The organism is Pseudomonas mosselii (assembly GCF_003205295.1).
In the GTDB taxonomy this organism is placed as follows: Bacteria; Pseudomonadota; Gammaproteobacteria; order Pseudomonadales; family Pseudomonadaceae; genus Aquipseudomonas; species Aquipseudomonas mosselii_B.
In genome coordinates, this window is sequence record NZ_QJRP01000034.1 from 1 (window position 1) to 16,078 (window position 16,078).

A 16,078-nucleotide genomic window follows, 5' to 3' on the forward strand; every position below is an offset into this window, starting at 1 on the left:
GAAACGATGCATCGCCGATGGTAGTGTGGGGTTTCCCCATGTGAGAGTAGGTCATCGTCAAGATTCATTTCGCAAAACCCCTATCTGCGCGAGCAGGTAGGGGTTTTGTCTTTTCCGCGTTTCAAAATCAACGCCACACCGCCGCCCCTGTGGGAGCGGCCTCGTGTCGCGAAAGGGCCGCAACGCGGCCCCGGCAATCTCTGCATCAACACTGAAATCCTGGGTCTGCTTCGCAGCCCTTTCGCGGCACAAGGCCGCTCCTACAGGGATCGCGTCAACCGCCTCCGTGATAAGGTTCCTGTTCGGCACCAACCGCACTTCCGAGACCACCCAATGCCCCAGACCACCTCACTTCATTCAGGCTTCATGATCGTCCAGGGCAATCGCCTGGACGACCTGCGCAATCTGGTGGTGAGCGTGATGCGCCGTTACCCCTTGGCACCGCTGGAAAACGAAATCGCCCTGGTGCAGAGCAATGGTATCGCCCAGTGGTTGAAACTGGCCCTGGCCGAGGACCCGCAGGACGACGACCAGGGCGGTTGTGGGATCGCCGCCGCCGTCGATGTGCAACTGCCGGGCAGCTTCATGTGGCAGTTGTACCGCCGCGTGCTCGGGCGCGACGAAATCCCCGAGGTCTCGCTGCTCGACAAGGCGCCCCTGACCTGGCGCCTGATGCGCCTGCTCCCGGAAGTAATCGAGCGCCCGCACTTCGAGCCCCTGCGCCGTTTCCTCACTGATGACAGCGACCTGCGCAAGCGCTACCAGCTGGCCGAGCGCCTTGCCGACCTGTTCGACCAGTACCAGGTCTACCGCGCCGACTGGTTGAAGGACTGGGCAAGCGGTGCCCATGTGCTCAACACCGCACGTGGCGAACGAACGCCGCTGGCCGCCGGCAATCGCTGGCAGGCCGAGCTGTGGCGGATCCTGCTCGAAGACGTTGGGGAGGCGGGTATGGCCCAGAGCCGGGCCGGCGTGCATCAACGTTTCATCGAGCGGATCAACAGCCTGGAGCAGGCCCCCGCCGGACTGCCGGCGCGGCTGATCGTGTTCGGCATCTCGTCGCTGCCTGCCCAGATCCTCGAGGCCCTCGCAGGCCTGGCCCGCTTCAGCCAGGTGCTGCTGTGCGTGCACAACCCCTGCCGCCACCACTGGGGCGATATCGTCGCCGACAAGGACCTGCTGCGACACCAGTACAAGCGCCAGCAACGCAAGCAGGGCATGCCCCTGCAACTGGACGACGAGTTGCTGCACCAGCATGCGCACCCGCTGTTGGCGGCCTGGGGCAAGCAGGGGCGCGACTATATCAACCTGCTCGACAGCTACGACGATCCCGGCAGTTACCAGGGCGTCTTCAGCGACGGACGCATCGACCTGTTCAGTGAAGGTGAGCCAAAGACCCTGCTCAACCAGTTGCAGGACGACATCCTCGAGCTGCGCCCCCTGGCCGAGACTCGCGAGCAATGGCCGGCGGTTGATCCGGCCAAGGACCGTTCCGTGCGTTTCCACCTGGCCCACAGCCCACAACGCGAAGTGGAGATCCTGCACGATCAGTTGCTGGCCCGCTTCAGTGCCGACCCCACGCTGCGGCCTCGCGACGTCATCGTCATGCTGCCGGCCATCGACACCTACGCACCGCATATCCGCGCTGTGTTCGGCCAGCTCGACCGCAACGATCCGCGCTACATCCCGTTCACCCTGACCGACCAGGGCCAGCGTGGTCGCGACCCGCTGCTGATCGCCCTGGAGCACCTGCTCAAATTGCCCGACAGCCGCTTCGCCGTCAGCGAAGTGCTCGACCTGCTGGACGTGCCGGCAGTGCGCGCCCGCTTTGCCATCCAGGAAAGCGACCTGCCAACCCTGCACCGCTGGATCGAGGGCGCGGGCATCCGTTGGGGATTGAGTGCCGAGCAACGTGCCAGTCTTGGCTTGCCCGAGGGACTTGAGCAGAACAGTTGGCGCTTCGGCTTGCGACGCATGTTGCTGGGGTATGCGGTCGGCGTGGGGGAAGGCTGTGACGGTATCGAGCCATACGATGAGATCGGCGGCCTCGACGCCGCGTTGATCGGCCCGTTGGTGGCGTTGCTCGACGCCCTGGACATTGCCTGCCAGGCTCTCGCGCAGCCGGCCTCGGCGACGGAGTGGGGGGCGCGGCTGCATGCCCTGCTGCAGATCTTCTTCCTGGCCGAGAACGAGCACGACGAGCTGCTCCTGGTGCAGTTGCAGGACCTGCGCGACACCTGGCTGGAAACCTGTGATGCGGTCGGCCTGCACGACCGGCTGCCACTGACCGTCGTGCGCGAAGCCTGGCTGTCCGGGCTGGACCAGGGCAAGTTGTCCCAGCGCTTCCTGGCCGGTTCGGTGAACTTCTGCACCCTGATGCCCATGCGCGCCATCCCGTTCAGGGTGGTCTGCCTGCTGGGCATGAACGACGGCGACTACCCGCGTGCCCAGCCGCCCCTCGACTTCGACCTGATGGCCAGCGACTACCGGCCCGGGGACCGTTCCCGTCGGGAGGATGACCGTTACCTGTTGCTCGAGGCCTTGCTCTCGGCGCGTGACCAGCTTTATGTCAGCTGGGTCGGGCGCAGCATCCGCGACAACAGCGAGCGCCCGTCCTCGGTATTGATCGGGCAACTGCGCGATCACCTGGCCGCCGGCTGGCAGCTCGCCAACGCCAAGACCGGCCAACGCGACGACCCTGGGCAGCAGTTGCTGCATGCCCTGACCCAGGAACATCCGTTGCAGCCGTTCAGCCAGCGCTACTTCCAGAAAGGCAGCCCGTTGTTCAGCTTCGCCCATGAATGGTTGGCGTTGCACCAGGACGGGGATGAAGCGCAAGCGCCTGTCGCCCTGTCGCCCTACGCCAGCGATGAGCCGCTCAATCTGGTGCAGCTTCAGGACTTCCTGCGCCATCCGGTACGGCATTTCTTCAGCCAGCGCCTGAAAGTGTTCTTCGAAGCGCTGGAGGCACCGACCCCGGACGAGGAGCCGTTCGTGCTGGACGCTCTGCAACGCTATGGCCTGAGCGAAAGCCTGCTCGGCGCCGCGCTGGCCGATCCGGACAACGCCGAGCGGGCGCTGCAGGCCCAGGCCCGACGCCTCCAGGCCTGCGGGATGCTGCCACTGGCAGGCTTCGGCGAAGCCTTGCAGGCGGAACTGATTCAGCCGCTGCCGGACCTGCTGCAACGCCACCGGCAACTGCTGCAGCGCTGGCCGACCCTGGTCGAGGGTGCCCTGCCGATCCATTTCGAGCAGGGGCCGCTGCGCCTGGAGGGCTGGCTCGGCCGGGTGTACCAGTCCGAGGACCAGAGCCTGCTGAGTATTGCCACCGTACCCAATACCCTCAGTGCCGGGCGCAACAGCCTGAAGTGGCACCGCCTCGTGCCGGCATGGGTCATGCACCTTGCCGCCTGTGCCTCGGGCTACCCGCTGCACAGCGCGCTGGTGGCCAGCGACCTGACCCTGTTGTTGGCCCCGTTGCCCCAGGCTGAGGCGGCAGATCGTCTGGGTGAACTGCTGGTGGCACGCCAGGCGGGAATGAATGCCCCCTTGCCGGTGGCGGCCAAGACCGCCTTCGCCTGGCTGGCCCAGGAGGATCCGGACAAGGCCGTGGCCGCCGCGATCCGCGCCTATGAGGGTGACGGCCAGAACAGCTTCGGCGAGCGCAGCGAAAGCCTGGCCCTGGCCCGCCAGTACCGTGACTTCGCCGCGCTGGTCCTCGACGAAACCTTCGAAGGCTGGTGTGAAGCCTTGTATCGCCCCTTGTTCGCAGCGCCCTGGCAGACCCTGGGTAACCCGGAGAACGCCCAATGACCCAAGCCCGCCCCCTGGCGCTGAGTTTCCCCCTGCACGGCAGCCAGCTGATCGAAGCCAGCGCCGGCACCGGCAAGACGTTCACCATATCGGCCTTGTACCTGCGCCTGATCCTCGGCCATGGCGGCGAGCAGGGGTTCAGCCGCGAGCTGCTGCCACCGCAGATCCTCGTGGTGACCTTTACTGACGCGGCCACCAAGGAGCTGCGCGAGCGTATTCGCGCGCGCCTGGCCGAGGCGGCGCGCTTCTTCCGTGGCGAGCTGGACGGTGCCGACCCGTTGCTGCACCTGCTGCGCGACGATTATCCACAGGAGCAATGGCCACGCTGCGCCAGCCGCCTGGAGATCGCCGTGCAGTGGATGGACGAAGCCGCCGTTTCGACCATCCACGGCTGGTGCCAGCGGATGTTGCGCGAGCATGCCTTCGACAGCGGCAGCCTGTTCACCCAGAGCCTGGAGACCGATCACAGCGAACTGCTGGGCCAGGTCATGCGCGACTACTGGCGGCGCTTCTGCTACGGCATGCGCGGCGAGTCGCTGGCCTGGGTACGTGGCAACTGGGGCAGCCCCGATGCCTTGCTGTCAAGGATCAGGCCGCTGTTCGGCCGTGTGCGGGGCCAGGTGGACGATCAAGACCCACAAGCCTTGATCGAGGCGACCTTGCGCCAGCGCACCGAACAATTGGCTCAACTCAAGGCACCCTGGGGCGCCTGGGCCGACGAGCTGCAACAGATCTGCCGCGATGCCGTGACCGCCAAGCAGGCCGACGGGCGCAAGTTGCAGGCACGCTATTTCGAGCCTTGGTTCGACAAGTTGCGGGCCTGGGCCGGTGATGAGCAAGCCATGGAACTGGACCTGGGCACCGGCTTCACCCGCCTGACGCCCGCCGGCCTGGCCGAGGCCTGGAAGTCCGGCGAGCCGCCGCAACACCCGGCACTGCGGGCCATGGAATCCTTGCGCGAACAGTTGCAGGGGCTGGCCAGCCCCGATGCGCGGTTGCTGGAACATGCCGCCGCCTGGGTATCGGCGCGCTTCGAGGTGGAGAAACGTCGCCGCGCCGAAATGGGCTTCGACGACATGCTGCTGCGTCTGGAACATGCCCTGGGCAGCGACTCCGGCGAGCGCCTGGCCGCGTTGATCCGCGAGCAGTTCCCGGTCGCGTTGATTGATGAGTTCCAGGACACCGACCCCGTCCAGTACGGCATCTTCGAGCGCATCTACCGCATCACCGAGAACAACCCGGACACCGGCCTGTTCATGATCGGCGACCCCAAACAGGCGATCTACGCCTTCCGTGGCGCCGACATCTTCACCTACCTGGCCGCGCGCCGCGCCACCGCCGGGCGCCTGCACAGCCTGGACACCAACTACCGCTCCAGCCAGGCCATGGTCGCGGCAGTGAACCGCGTGTTCCTGCAGGCCGAGGAACGTATCGAGGGCCGTGGCGCCTTCCTGTTCCGGAGCCAGGGCGACAATCCATTGCCATTCGTCGAAGTGCGCGCCAAGGGTCGTGGCGAGCAACTGTTGATCGCCGGACAACCCAGCGCGGCCCTGCATTGCTGGCAGCTGGAGAGCGACGAGCCGGTATCCAGCACAGCGTATCGCCAGCAGCTGGCCGCCAGTTGCGCCAGCCATATCGTCGAGCTGCTCGAGGGTGGGCAGCAGGGCGTCAGCGGTTTCGCCGATGCCGCCGGCAAGCTGCGGGCCTGCCTGCCTTCCGATATCGCCATCCTGGTGCGCGACGGTCGCGAGGCCCAGCTGGTCCGCGCCGAACTGGCCGCCCGCGATGTGCGTAGCGTGTACCTGTCGGACAAGGACTCGGTGTTCGCCGCCCAGGAGGCCCATGATCTGCTGGCCTGGCTCAAGGCCTGCGCCGAACCGGATTCGGAGCGCATGCTCAAGGCCGCCCTGGCCAGCCTGACCCTCGACCTGCCGCTTATCGAACTGGAGCGCCTGAACCAGGACGAGCGGGTCTGGGAAAGCTGGGTGATGCGCTTTCGCCGTTACCGCGACACCTGGCAGCGCCAGGGCGTGCTGCCGATGCTGCGCCGCCTGCTGCACGATTTCCAACTGCCGCGGGCGCTGATGGGCCGCAGCGACGGCGAACGGGTGCTGACCAACCTGCTGCACCTGGCCGAACTGCTGCAGCAGGCCGCGGGCGAGCTAGATGGCGAGCAGGCGCTGATCCGCCATCTCACCGAGCACCTGGCCAATGCCGGGCAGGCCGGAGAAGAGCAGATCCTGCGCCTGGAAAGCGACGAGCAACTGGTCAAGGTGGTGACCATCCACAAATCCAAGGGCCTGGAATACCCGCTGGTGTACCTGCCGTTCATCTGCACCAGCAAACCGGTGGATGGCCAGCGCCTGCCCCTGGGCTGGCACGACGACCAGGGCGTGGCGCACCTGACCCTGACCCCGGACGCCGCACAGATCGAGCGCGCCGACGATGAGCGCCTGGCCGAGGACCTGCGCCTGCTCTACGTCGCCCTGACCCGCGCCCAGCACGCTTGCTGGCTGGGCGTGGCCGACCTCAAGCGCGGCACCCAGCGCAATTCGCAGCTGCATCGTTCGGCCTTGGGTTACCTGCTGGGCGGAGGCTTGCCGTTGGCGGCTTCCAGCCAGTTGGGCGAATGGCTCGCCACCCTGGCGGGCGGCAATCCGGCCATCACCCATGGTCCGCTGCCCGAGGTCCAGGCCCTGTGCTACCGCATGCCGGGCAGCCAGCGCGAACTGCTGCCGCCGCGCAAGCCACGGCGGGCCGCTGCGGAGCATTGGTGGATCGCCTCGTACAGCGCCTTGCGGGTCGGTGACCAGACCCTGGTCGCCGACAGCTCGCAGGCCCAGCAACTGCTGGACGACGAGGTGCTGGACAGCCAGTCGCTGCGTGAGGTGCCGGCCGAGGCGGGTGATATCCATCGCTTCCCCCGCGGGCCGAACCCGGGCACCTTCCTCCACGGCCTGCTCGAATGGGCGGGGCGCGAAGGGTTCGCCGAGGTCGCCGCCCAAGGGCAGGTGATCGAGCGCACCGTGGGCCAGCGCTGCAACCGACGCGACTGGACCGGCTGGATTCCCACGCTGACCCAGTGGCTGCAGCAACTGCTGGTCCAGCCCATGCCGTTACAAGGGGCCACCTTGACCCTCTCAGGCCTTGACCGCTACCAGGTCGAAATGGAGTTCTGGTTCGCCAGCCACCAGGTCGACGCGGTGCGCCTCGACCACCTGGTGGCGCGCCACACCCACGTTGGAATGACGCGGGCGGCCGCCCAGCCGACCGTGCTCAACGGCATGTTCAAGGGCTTCATCGACCTGGCCTTCGAGCTCGACGGGCGCTACTACGTGGCCGACTACAAGTCCAACTGGCTCGGCCCCGACGCCGAGGCCTATGGCGCCCTGGCCATGGAGCAGGCAATCCTCGAGCACCGCTACGACCTGCAGTACGTGCTCTACCTGCTGGCCCTGCATCGCCAGCTGCGCGCGCGCCTGCCCGACTACGACTACGACCGGCATGTCGGCGGCGCCGTGTTCATCTTCCTGCGTGGCGTCACCTCGGCCGGGCATGGGCTGTATCATGCGCGGCCCCCCCGGGCGCTGATCGAACAGCTCGACGCGATGTTCCGGGGTGAGCAAGAACCTGCCCAACAGGACCTGTTTGCCGGAGCCACGCCATGAGCCGCAACCTCGACGACCTGCTGCCCACGCCCTTGCAGGCCGAGCACCTGAGCGCCCTGGCGCCGCTGCGCCACAGCCAGGACTTGCTGGCATTGCTCGATCGCTGGGTCGAGCGCGGCTGGCTGCGCGCCCTGGACCGGGCCTTCGTGAGTTTCCTTGAGGAGCGGGCGCCGGGCAGCGATCCGCTGGTGCTGCTGGCTGCCGCCCTGGCCAGCCACCAGCTGGGTCATGGCCATGTCTGCCTCGACCTGCAACAGACCCTCGCCGAGCCGGACTTCGCCCTGTCCCTGCCACCGGAAGGCGATGCACTGGCCGGGCCGTTGCTGCTGCCTTCGCAGCTGCTGGCCAGCCTCGAGCTGGGCACTTGGTTGCAGCGGATCGCCGAGAGCCCCCTGGTTGCCGCAGGCGATACCGTGGAGCAGCGTGCCCGGCCACTGGTGGTCAGCGGCGAGCGCCTGTACCTGCGCCGCTACTGGACATACGAGCGGCGCATCGACAATGCCCTGCATGAGCGCCTGGCGCGCCTTCAGCCTCAGCCGGCCGACCTGGCACTACGTCTGTCGCAACTGTTCGAAGGTGGCTCGACCGCAGGCGAGGTGGACTGGCAGAAACTGGCCTGCGCCCTGGCCACTCGTGCCGGCTTCAGCGTGATCACCGGCGGCCCCGGGACCGGCAAGACCACCACCGTGGTACGCCTGCTGGCGTTGTTGCAGGGGCCTGCGGTCGAGCAAGGCCGACCACTGCGCATCCGCCTGGCGGCGCCGACCGGCAAGGCCGCGGCGCGCCTTACCGAGTCCATCGGCCAGCAGGTGGAGCGCTTGCAGGTGGATGGCGCGGTGCGGGCGCAGATCCCCACCGAGGTCAGCACCGTGCACCGCCTGCTGGGCAGCCGCCCGGGTTCGCGGCACTTCCGCCATCATGCCGGCAACCCGTTGCCCCTGGATGTGCTGGTGGTCGACGAAGCCTCGATGATCGACCTGGAGATGATGGCCAACCTGCTCGATGCCCTGCCGCCCAACGCGCGGCTGGTGCTGCTGGGCGACAAGGACCAGCTCGCTTCGGTGGAGGCAGGGGCCGTGCTGGGCGATCTGTGCCGCGATGCCGAGGACGGCTGCTACTGGCCGCAGACCCTGGCCTGGCTGGAGCAGGTGGGCGGACAGTCGCTGGCCGACATTGGCCTGAAGCCAGGTGACGGCCAGCACAATCCACTCGCCCAGCAGATCGTGATGCTGCGTCATTCGCGGCGTTTCGGCGAAGGCAGCGGCATCGGCCAGTTGGCGCGGCTGGTCAATCGCCAGCAAGCCCTCGAGGCGCGTGCGCTGCTGGCGACCCGGCCGGCGGATGTCCATTGCCTGACCCTGGGTGGCGAGCACGACAAACGCTTCGACCGCCTGCTGCTCGATGGTCTCAACCAAGGTGCCGAAGGGCCACAGGGTTATCGCGGCTACTTGCGCACCATCGGTCGCCTACGCCCGCCGCCAGGCACGCCAGGCGACGATCCGCGCTGGGAGCGCTGGGCGGCCGAGGTGCTGCAGAGCTTCGAGGCGTTTCAGTTGCTCTGCGCCGTGCGCAAGGGCGCCTGGGGCGTCGAAGGCCTCAACGAGCGGGTTGCCCGGGTGCTGCACAACGCCGGACTGATCGACAGCCAGCAACCCTGGTATGAGGGCCGTCCGGTGCTGGTGACCCGTAACGACTATGGCCTCGGCCTGATGAACGGCGATATCGGCATCGCCCTGCGCCTGCCGGACGAGCAGGGCGAGGCGCTGCTGCGCGTGGCCTTCCCGCGCAACGATGGCAGCGGCGGGGTACGTTTCGTCCTGCCCAGCCGTCTCAGCGAGGTCGAAACGGTCTTCGCCATGACCGTGCACAAGTCCCAGGGCTCGGAGTTCAGCCATACCGCGCTGGTGCTGCCCGACGCGCTGAACCCGGTGCTGACCAAGGAACTGGTGTACACCGGCATCACCCGCGCCAAGCATTGCTTCAGCCTGATCGAGCCGCGCGCCGGGGTGTTCGAGGAGGCAGTGGGGCGCAAGGTCCGTCGGGTCTCGGGGCTGATGCTGGAGCAAGTCTGACTCTGGAGTTTGCCGCCGATATGCTATCGTTGCGGCATTATCCGCAAACATTTTGTGAGATTTCCCCCCATGACAGTGGCTGTCTCGGCCCTGGGACGCGTGAAGGGCTGTGCGCTCTCGTTGCTGATGGCCATGCTGTTGTCGAACGGCGCGCCCGCCTGGGCGGACAATGCCGTATCGCAGGCGCAGGTGCAGCTAAGGGCCAAGGCCGTGACCCAGGTCGTGCTGGGCATCCTCAGCTACGCCCGCTGGCCTGCCGACCCCAATCCCCTGCGCCTGTGCCTGGTCGGCCCGACCGAATACGCCGACGACCTGATCAAGGGCAATCTGCAGCAGTCCGGGCAACCCCTGCAGGTGCGCCGCCTGCTCGCCGACGATCCGAGCGTGACCGGCGCCTGCGATGCCATCTACCTCGGCAAGCTCGACAAGCTGCAACGTGAGCGATTGTTCCAGCGGATCAATGGCCACCCGGTGCTGAGCATCAGCGAGGCCGACGATCCGTGCACGGTGGGGAGCCTGTTCTGCCTGCGGGTCGGCGACCAGCAGGTGGCGTTCGACGTCAACCTCGACTCGGTGGCACGCAGCGGCGTGCGCATCCATCCCAGCGTGTTGCAGCTGTCGCGACGGCGGGCGGGGCAGCCATGAAACGTTCAGCCAGGCGCTTCAGCCGGCCGACCCTTCGCGCCGTGCTCGGGCGGGGTCACCTGGGCGTGGCCTTGCTCGCTGCGGGGCTGGCCGGGGTGCTGGTGACCCTGCTCGGGGTGGCGGCGTTGCGCGTGTATGCCAACCACAACCTGCACCTGATCGCCCGCTCCATCAACTACACCGTAGAGGCTGCCGTGGTGTTCGACGACAGTGCCGCGGCCAACGAGGCCCTGGCGCTGATCGCCTCCACCGAGGAGGTGGCCGACGCCAAGGTATACGACAACGATGGCGACCTGCTTGCCCACTGGCAGCGCGACGAGCAGGGGGTAATGGCGCAGTTGCAGTCGCAAGTGGCGCGCAGCCTGCTGGAGGAGCCGATCAGCATGCCGGTGCAGCACATGGGCCAGCGGGTCGGCCATATCGAGCTGACCGGGCAGGGCGGCAGCCTGGTGCGCTTCCTGCTCAGCGGCCTGGTGGGCATCCTGGTGTGCACGGTGCTCAGCGCGGTGCTGGCGCTGTACCTGTCGCGACGCCTGTTCGGCGATATCATCCGCCCCCTGCGTAACCTGGCCAGCGTTGCCCATGCCGCGCGGCGCGAGCGCAGTTTCGACCGGCGGGTGCCGCAGACCCAGATCGCCGAGCTCAACGAACTGGGCAACGACTTCAATGCCCTGCTCGACGAGCTGGAGGTCTGGCAGAGCCACCTGCAGAGCGAGAACGAAAGCCTCGCCCACCAGGCCAGCCATGACAGCCTCACCGGCCTGCCCAACCGCGCCTTCTTCGAAGGTCGGCTGAGCCGTAGCCTGCGCAATGCCGCCCGTACCGAAGACCATCTGGCGCTGTTGTTCCTCGACAGCGACCACTTCAAGCAGATCAACGACAGCCTCGGCCATGCGGTGGGGGATGAAGTGCTGATCAGCGTGGCCAGCCGCGTACGTGCGCAATTGCGCGAGCATGACCTGGTGGCGCGCCTGGGCGGCGACGAGTTCGCCGTGCTGCTGACGCCACTGCACTCGCGCGAGGATGCCCAGCGCATCGCCGAGAAGATCATCGCCAGCATGAGGCTGCCGGTGCAGCTGGAGGACGGCACCAGCCTGACTACCTCGCTGAGCGTTGGTATCGCCTATTACCCGGACGACGGTCGCGACCCGGCCAGTCTGCTCAATGCCGCCGATGCGGCGATGTACCAGGCCAAGCGCAATCGCCGTGGCCATTGGCAAGTGGCGCAGACGGAACGCTGCGCCCCTGATGCAAAGAACAGGAGCTGAACCGTGATAAAGCGTTATTCCGTGCTGCGTTTCCCGTTATTCACCCTGCTGCTGGCGCTGCTGGCCCTCGCCGGCTGCCAGAGCGTGCCGCCCAAGGGGCTGACCCCTGAGCAGGTCGCCGTGCTCAAGCGCGAGGGCTTCGCCCCGACCGACGAGGGCTGGGCGTTCGACCTGTCCGGCAAGGTGCTGTTCGGCAGTGACCTGGACAGCCTCAACAGCGCCAGCGAGTCGATCGTCGAGCGCATCGGCAAGGCGCTGTTGTCGGTGGACATCCAGCGCGTGCGCATCGACGGCCATGCCGACGCCTCGGGCAAGGCTGCCTACAACCAGCAGCTCTCCGAACGCCGTGCCCAGAGCGTGGCCAAGGCCTTGATCGGCATCGGCATGCAGCCGCAGAACATCCAGACCCGCGGCATGGGCAGCAGCCAGCCGGTGGCGGATAACCGCACGGCGGCAGGGCGCATGGAGAATCGGCGGGTGTCGATCGTGGTGGCGTCGGATTGATGCACCCATCGCGGGGCAAGCTGGTCCAAGCGTGTGAGCGGGCTTGCCCCGCGATGATGCGTACCCTCAATCCCGAGCGAACTTCATCTCCCGTGTCTCCCCCATCAACAACGGCGCATTGGCCTCGGTCACCTCGCGGATGTAATCCCACAACAGGGTGATCCGCTTGAGCTTGCGCAGATCCTCCCGGCAGTACATCCAGAACTGCCGCGTCACCTCGATCTCCTCAGGCAGCACCGTCACCAGCCGTGGGTCCTGCGCCGCCAGGAAGCACGGCAGGATCGCCAGTCCGCGCCCCTGCAAGGCCGCCGTGTACTGGGCGATCACGCTGGTGCTGCGCAGGTGCGCGTTGGCGTTGGGGATCAGGTTGGCCAGGTACAGCAGCTCCGAGCTGAACGCCAGGTCGTCCACGTAGCTGATGAACGGATGGCGCCCCAGGTCGGCGATCTTGCGGATCGGCTCGTGGCTGTCCAGGTAGTCCTGGGTGGCATACAGGCGCAGGCGGTAGTCGCACAGCTTGCAGCACACGTAAGGCCCATGCTCGGGCCGCTCCAGGGCGATGACGATATCGGCCTCGCGCTTGGACAGGCTGATGAAGTGCGGCAGCGGCAGGATATCCACCGAGATCGCCGGCCAGGCATCGACGAAATGGCTCAGCTGCGGGGTGACGAAGAAGCTACCGAAGCCTTCGGTGCAGCCCATGCGCACATGCCCCGACAACGCCACGCCCGACCCCGAGACCTGCTCGCAGGCCATGTGCAGGGTGCTTTCGATCGATTCGGCATAACCCAGCAGGCGCTGGCCTTCGGCGGTGAGAACAAAGCCGTTGGTCCGTGATTTTTCGAACAGCAAAGTGCCCAGCGCCCCTTCCAGTGAACCGATGCGCCGCGACACCGTGGTGTAGTCCACGGCCAGGCGCTTGGCCGCACTGCTGGCCTTGCGGGTGCGCGCCACCTCAAGAAAGAACTTGAGGTCGTCCCAGTTCAGCGCGCTCAGGGAGGTGAGGTCTTTTTGCATGATGATCCGGTTTTTTTGTGCATTCTTGTTGGATGTTTGCACATCTATACTCGAACTCAGCCCCTGAGCGCCACCCCGTTCGCTGCGGCGTAGGCGTCTTCGTCCCGACAATAATTCCAAGGAGAGCGCAGATGAACGCACCCCAGACGCCCGACCAGACCAAGGTCGAGCAGGTCAAGCTGCTGATCGACGGCCAATGGGTCGAGTCCAAGACCACCGAATGGCGCGACATCGTCAATCCGGCGACCCAGCAAGTGCTGGCGCGGGTGCCGTTCGCCACTGTCGAGGAAGTCAACGCCGCCGTGGCCGCCGCCGAGCGCGCCTTCAAGACCTGGCGCGACATCCCGATCGGCGCGCGCATGCGCATCATGCTCAAGCTGCAGGCGCTGATCCGCGAGCACAGCAAGCGTATCGCCGTGACCCTCAGCGCCGAACAGGGCAAGACCATCGCCGACGCCGAGGGCGATATCTTCCGTGGTCTCGAGGTAGTCGAGCACGCCGCCTCCATCGGTACCTTGCAGATGGGCGAGTTCGCCGAGAACGTCGCCGGCGGTGTCGACACCTATACCCTGCGCCAGCCAATCGGCGTGTGCGCCGGCATCACCCCGTTCAACTTCCCGGCGATGATCCCACTGTGGATGTTCCCGATGGCCATCGTCTGCGGTAACACCTTCGTGCTCAAGCCGTCCGAGCAGGACCCGCTGTCGACCATGATGCTGGTCGAGCTGGCGCTGGAAGCCGGCATCCCGGCCGGCGTGCTCAATGTGGTGCATGGTGGCAAGCAGGTGGTCGACACGATCTGCACCCACCAGGACATCAAGGCGATCTCGTTCGTTGGCTCGACCGAAGTCGGCACCCATGTCTACAACCTGGGCAGCCAGCACGGCAAGCGCGTGCAGTCGATGATGGGCGCCAAGAACCACGCCGTGGTGCTGCCCGACGCCAACCGCACCCAGACCATCAACGCCCTGGTCGGCGCCGCCTTCGGCGCGGCCGGCCAGCGCTGCATGGCCACCTCGGTGGCGGTGCTGGTGGGCAAGGCCCGCGAATGGCTGCCGGATATCAAGGACGCGGCGAGCAAGCTCAAGGTCAACGCCGGCAACGAGCCGGGCACCGATGTCGGCCCGGTGGTCTCCAAGCGCGCCAAGGAGCGTGTGCTGGGCCTGATCGAAAGCGGCATCAAGGAAGGCGCCAAGCTCGAACTGGACGGCCGCGATGTGAAGGTGCCGGGATACGAGCAGGGCAACTTCGTCGGCCCGACCCTGTTCTCCGGGGTCAAGACCGACATGCAGGTCTACACCCAGGAAATCTTCGGCCCGGTGCTGGTGACCCTGGAGGTCGACACCCTCGACGAGGCCATCGCCCTGGTCAATGCCAACCCGTTCGGCAACGGCACCGGCCTGTTCACCCAGAGCGGCGCGGCGGCGCGCAAGTTCCAGAGCGAGATCGATATCGGCCAGGTCGGCATCAACATCCCGATCCCGGTGCCGGTGCCGTTCTTCAGCTTCACCGGTTCCCGTGGCTCCAAGCTCGGCGACCTCGGCCCGTACGGCAAGCAGGTGGTGCAGTTCTACACTCAGACCAAGACCGTCACCGCCCGCTGGTTCGACGATGACAGCGCGGGTGACGGTGTGAACACCACCATCAGCCTGCGCTAAGGAGAACGCCATGCGTATCGCTTTCATCGGCCTGGGCAACATGGGCGCACCCATGGCCCGCAACCTGATCAAGGCCGGGCACCAGCTCAACCTGTTCGACCTGAACAAGACCGTGCTGGCCGAACTCGCCGAGCTGGGCGGCCAGGTCAGCACCTCGCCCAAGGACGCCGCCGCCAACAGCGAGCTGGTGATCACCATGCTGCCGGCTGCCGCCCATGTGCGCGGCGTGTACCTGGATGAAGCAACCGGCGTGCTGGCCGGCATCCGCCCCGGCACCCCGACCGTGGATTGCAGCACCATCGACCCGCAGACCGCCCGTGAGGTCTCCAAGGCCGCGGCGGCCAAGGGCATCGACATGGGCGATGCGCCGGTCTCCGGTGGTACCGGCGGCGCGGCGGCCGGCACCCTGACCTTCATGGTCGGCGCCAGCGCCGAGCTGTTCACCACGCTCAAGCCGGTGCTGGAGCAGATGGGCCGCAATATCGTGCACTGTGGCGAGGTCGGCACCGGGCAGATCGCCAAGATCTGCAACAACCTGCTGCTGGGCATCTCGATGATCGGCGTATCCGAGGCCATGGCCTTGGGTAATGCGCTGGGCATCGACACCAAGGTGCTGGCCGGCATCATCAACAGCTCCACCGGGCGTTGCTGGAGTTCTGACACCTATAACCCGTGGCCGGGCATCATCGAGACCGCCCCGGCTTCGCGTGGCTACACCGGCGGCTTCGGTGCCGAGCTGATGCTCAAGGACCTGGGGCTTGCCACCGAGGCCGCGCGCCAGGCGCACCAGCCGGTGATCCTCGGTGCCGTGGCCCAGCAGCTGTACCAGGCCATGAGCCTGCGCGGTGAAGGCGGCAAGGATTTCTCGGCGATCGTCGAGGGGTACCGCAAGAAGGATTGACGAGCGAGTGGACTTGATCGCGGGCCGGGTGGCCCTTCCCCTTGTAACTGCGCACCTTGGGGAAGGGACATCGGGTTCGCGATTTTTTTTGCCAGCTGTGTGGGCGTGGGAGCGGGTCAGGCGAAGACGAAGTACTTGCGCACCGTCTCGACCACTTCCCAGGTTCCCTTCATCCCCGGTTCGATCACGAACACATCTCCTGCTTTCAGATGCTTCGGCTCCTCACCCTCAGGCGTGACGATGCAATAGCCATCGAGGAAGTGGCAGTACTCCCACTTCTCGTAGTTGACCTCGAACTTGCCTGGCGTGCAGATCCAGGTGCCCATGATCTTGCTGCCGTCGGCGGAAAGGTAGGCATTGAGGTTGACGGTGTGCGGGTCGCCGCCGATGCGCTTCCACTTGGTCGCGTCGACCACCGGGGTCGGGCAGGTTTCGCGCAGGACGGTGATGAAATCGGACATGGCGTGGCTCCAGGCAACAAGTGAGATGACGCGTCACCATAGAGTCATCACCGGACGGGGAGTTGCCTGGG

General features: G+C 66.6%; 10 protein-coding genes. 8 read left to right on the forward strand and 2 right to left on the reverse strand.

The genetic code is table 11. The annotated features are described in order from the left end of the window. Window positions 1-333 precede the first annotated feature (333 nt). The 6 genes from recC to DMX06_RS22095 all read left to right on the forward strand — a co-directional run bounded on the left by recC (window position 334) and on the right by DMX06_RS22095 (window position 11,970). A complete protein-coding gene (gene recC, locus DMX06_RS22070; protein WP_110739343.1) occupies window positions 334-3,813 on the forward strand; it encodes an exodeoxyribonuclease V subunit gamma in 3,480 nt (1,159 codons plus the stop codon). Continuing rightward, the gene (gene recB, locus DMX06_RS22075) at window positions 3,810-7,481 is read left to right on the forward strand and encodes an exodeoxyribonuclease V subunit beta (RefSeq protein WP_110739344.1); all 3,672 of its coding nucleotides are present in this window, start codon (window positions 3,810-3,812) and stop codon (window positions 7,479-7,481) included. Before recC ends, recB begins: the two co-directional genes overlap by 4 nt. After that, on the forward strand, window positions 7,478-9,553 hold the full coding sequence (gene recD / locus DMX06_RS22080) for an exodeoxyribonuclease V subunit alpha (RefSeq protein WP_110739345.1): 2,076 nt from the start codon (window positions 7,478-7,480) through the stop codon (window positions 9,551-9,553). Before recB ends, recD begins: the two co-directional genes overlap by 4 nt. A 69-nt stretch (window positions 9,554-9,622) precedes the next feature. Beyond that, window positions 9,623-10,198: a YfiR family protein gene (locus DMX06_RS22085; RefSeq protein ID WP_110739346.1), complete on the forward strand. Its 576-nt coding sequence runs from the start codon at window positions 9,623-9,625 to the stop codon at window positions 10,196-10,198. After that, on the forward strand, window positions 10,195-11,466 hold the full coding sequence (locus DMX06_RS22090; protein WP_110739347.1) for a diguanylate cyclase domain-containing protein: 1,272 nt from the start codon (window positions 10,195-10,197) through the stop codon (window positions 11,464-11,466). The genes DMX06_RS22085 and DMX06_RS22090 overlap by 4 nt, the downstream gene beginning before the upstream one ends. 6 nt (window positions 11,467-11,472) lie before the next feature. Then, window positions 11,473-11,970, forward strand: a complete 498-nt coding sequence (locus DMX06_RS22095; protein ID WP_375538112.1) for an OmpA family protein — start codon at window positions 11,473-11,475, stop codon at window positions 11,968-11,970. Window positions 11,971-12,036: 66 nt separating this feature from the next. Here the strand turns inward: DMX06_RS22095 and DMX06_RS22100 are convergent, their stop codons facing one another. Next, window positions 12,037-12,987, reverse strand: a complete 951-nt coding sequence (locus tag DMX06_RS22100; protein ID WP_110739349.1) for a LysR family transcriptional regulator — start codon at window positions 12,985-12,987, stop codon at window positions 12,037-12,039. A gap of 131 nt (window positions 12,988-13,118) precedes the next feature. On the opposite strand from DMX06_RS22100, the gene DMX06_RS22105 reads away from it, so the two are divergent. Together DMX06_RS22105 and mmsB are read left to right on the forward strand one after the other, a co-directional pair. After that, window positions 13,119-14,645 (forward strand): CoA-acylating methylmalonate-semialdehyde dehydrogenase, encoded by a 1,527-nt coding sequence (locus tag DMX06_RS22105; RefSeq protein WP_110739350.1) that lies wholly within the window; start codon window positions 13,119-13,121, stop codon window positions 14,643-14,645. Between the two features lie 10 nt (window positions 14,646-14,655). Further along, window positions 14,656-15,546: a 3-hydroxyisobutyrate dehydrogenase gene (gene mmsB / locus DMX06_RS22110; protein ID WP_110739351.1), complete on the forward strand. Its 891-nt coding sequence runs from the start codon at window positions 14,656-14,658 to the stop codon at window positions 15,544-15,546. 116 nt (window positions 15,547-15,662) lie between these two features. Here mmsB and DMX06_RS22115 read toward each other — a convergent pair whose 3' ends face one another. Further along, complete coding sequence (locus DMX06_RS22115) at window positions 15,663-16,007, reverse strand: cupin domain-containing protein (RefSeq protein WP_023631693.1); 345 nt, start codon at window positions 16,005-16,007, stop codon at window positions 15,663-15,665. Window positions 16,008-16,078 lie beyond the last annotated feature (71 nt).

Bases quoted from the DNA above. Each gene is read 5' to 3' on its own strand.
- DMX06_RS22100 (WP_110739349.1), bottom strand. From the start codon at position 12,987: ATGCAAAAAGACCTCACCTCCCTGAGCGCGCTGAACTGGGACGACCTC.
- DMX06_RS22085 (WP_110739346.1), top strand. From the start codon at position 9,623: ATGACAGTGGCTGTCTCGGCCCTGGGACGCGTGAAGGGCTGTGCGCTC.
- recD (WP_110739345.1), top strand. From the start codon at position 7,478: ATGAGCCGCAACCTCGACGACCTGCTGCCCACGCCCTTGCAGGCCGAG.
- DMX06_RS22115 (WP_023631693.1), bottom strand. From the start codon at position 16,007: ATGTCCGATTTCATCACCGTCCTGCGCGAAACCTGCCCGACCCCGGTG.
- DMX06_RS22105 (WP_110739350.1), top strand. From the start codon at position 13,119: ATGAACGCACCCCAGACGCCCGACCAGACCAAGGTCGAGCAGGTCAAG.
- recB (WP_110739344.1), top strand. From the start codon at position 3,810: ATGACCCAAGCCCGCCCCCTGGCGCTGAGTTTCCCCCTGCACGGCAGC.
- mmsB (WP_110739351.1), top strand. From the start codon at position 14,656: ATGCGTATCGCTTTCATCGGCCTGGGCAACATGGGCGCACCCATGGCC.
- DMX06_RS22090 (WP_110739347.1), top strand. From the start codon at position 10,195: ATGAAACGTTCAGCCAGGCGCTTCAGCCGGCCGACCCTTCGCGCCGTG.
- recC (WP_110739343.1), top strand. From the start codon at position 334: ATGCCCCAGACCACCTCACTTCATTCAGGCTTCATGATCGTCCAGGGC.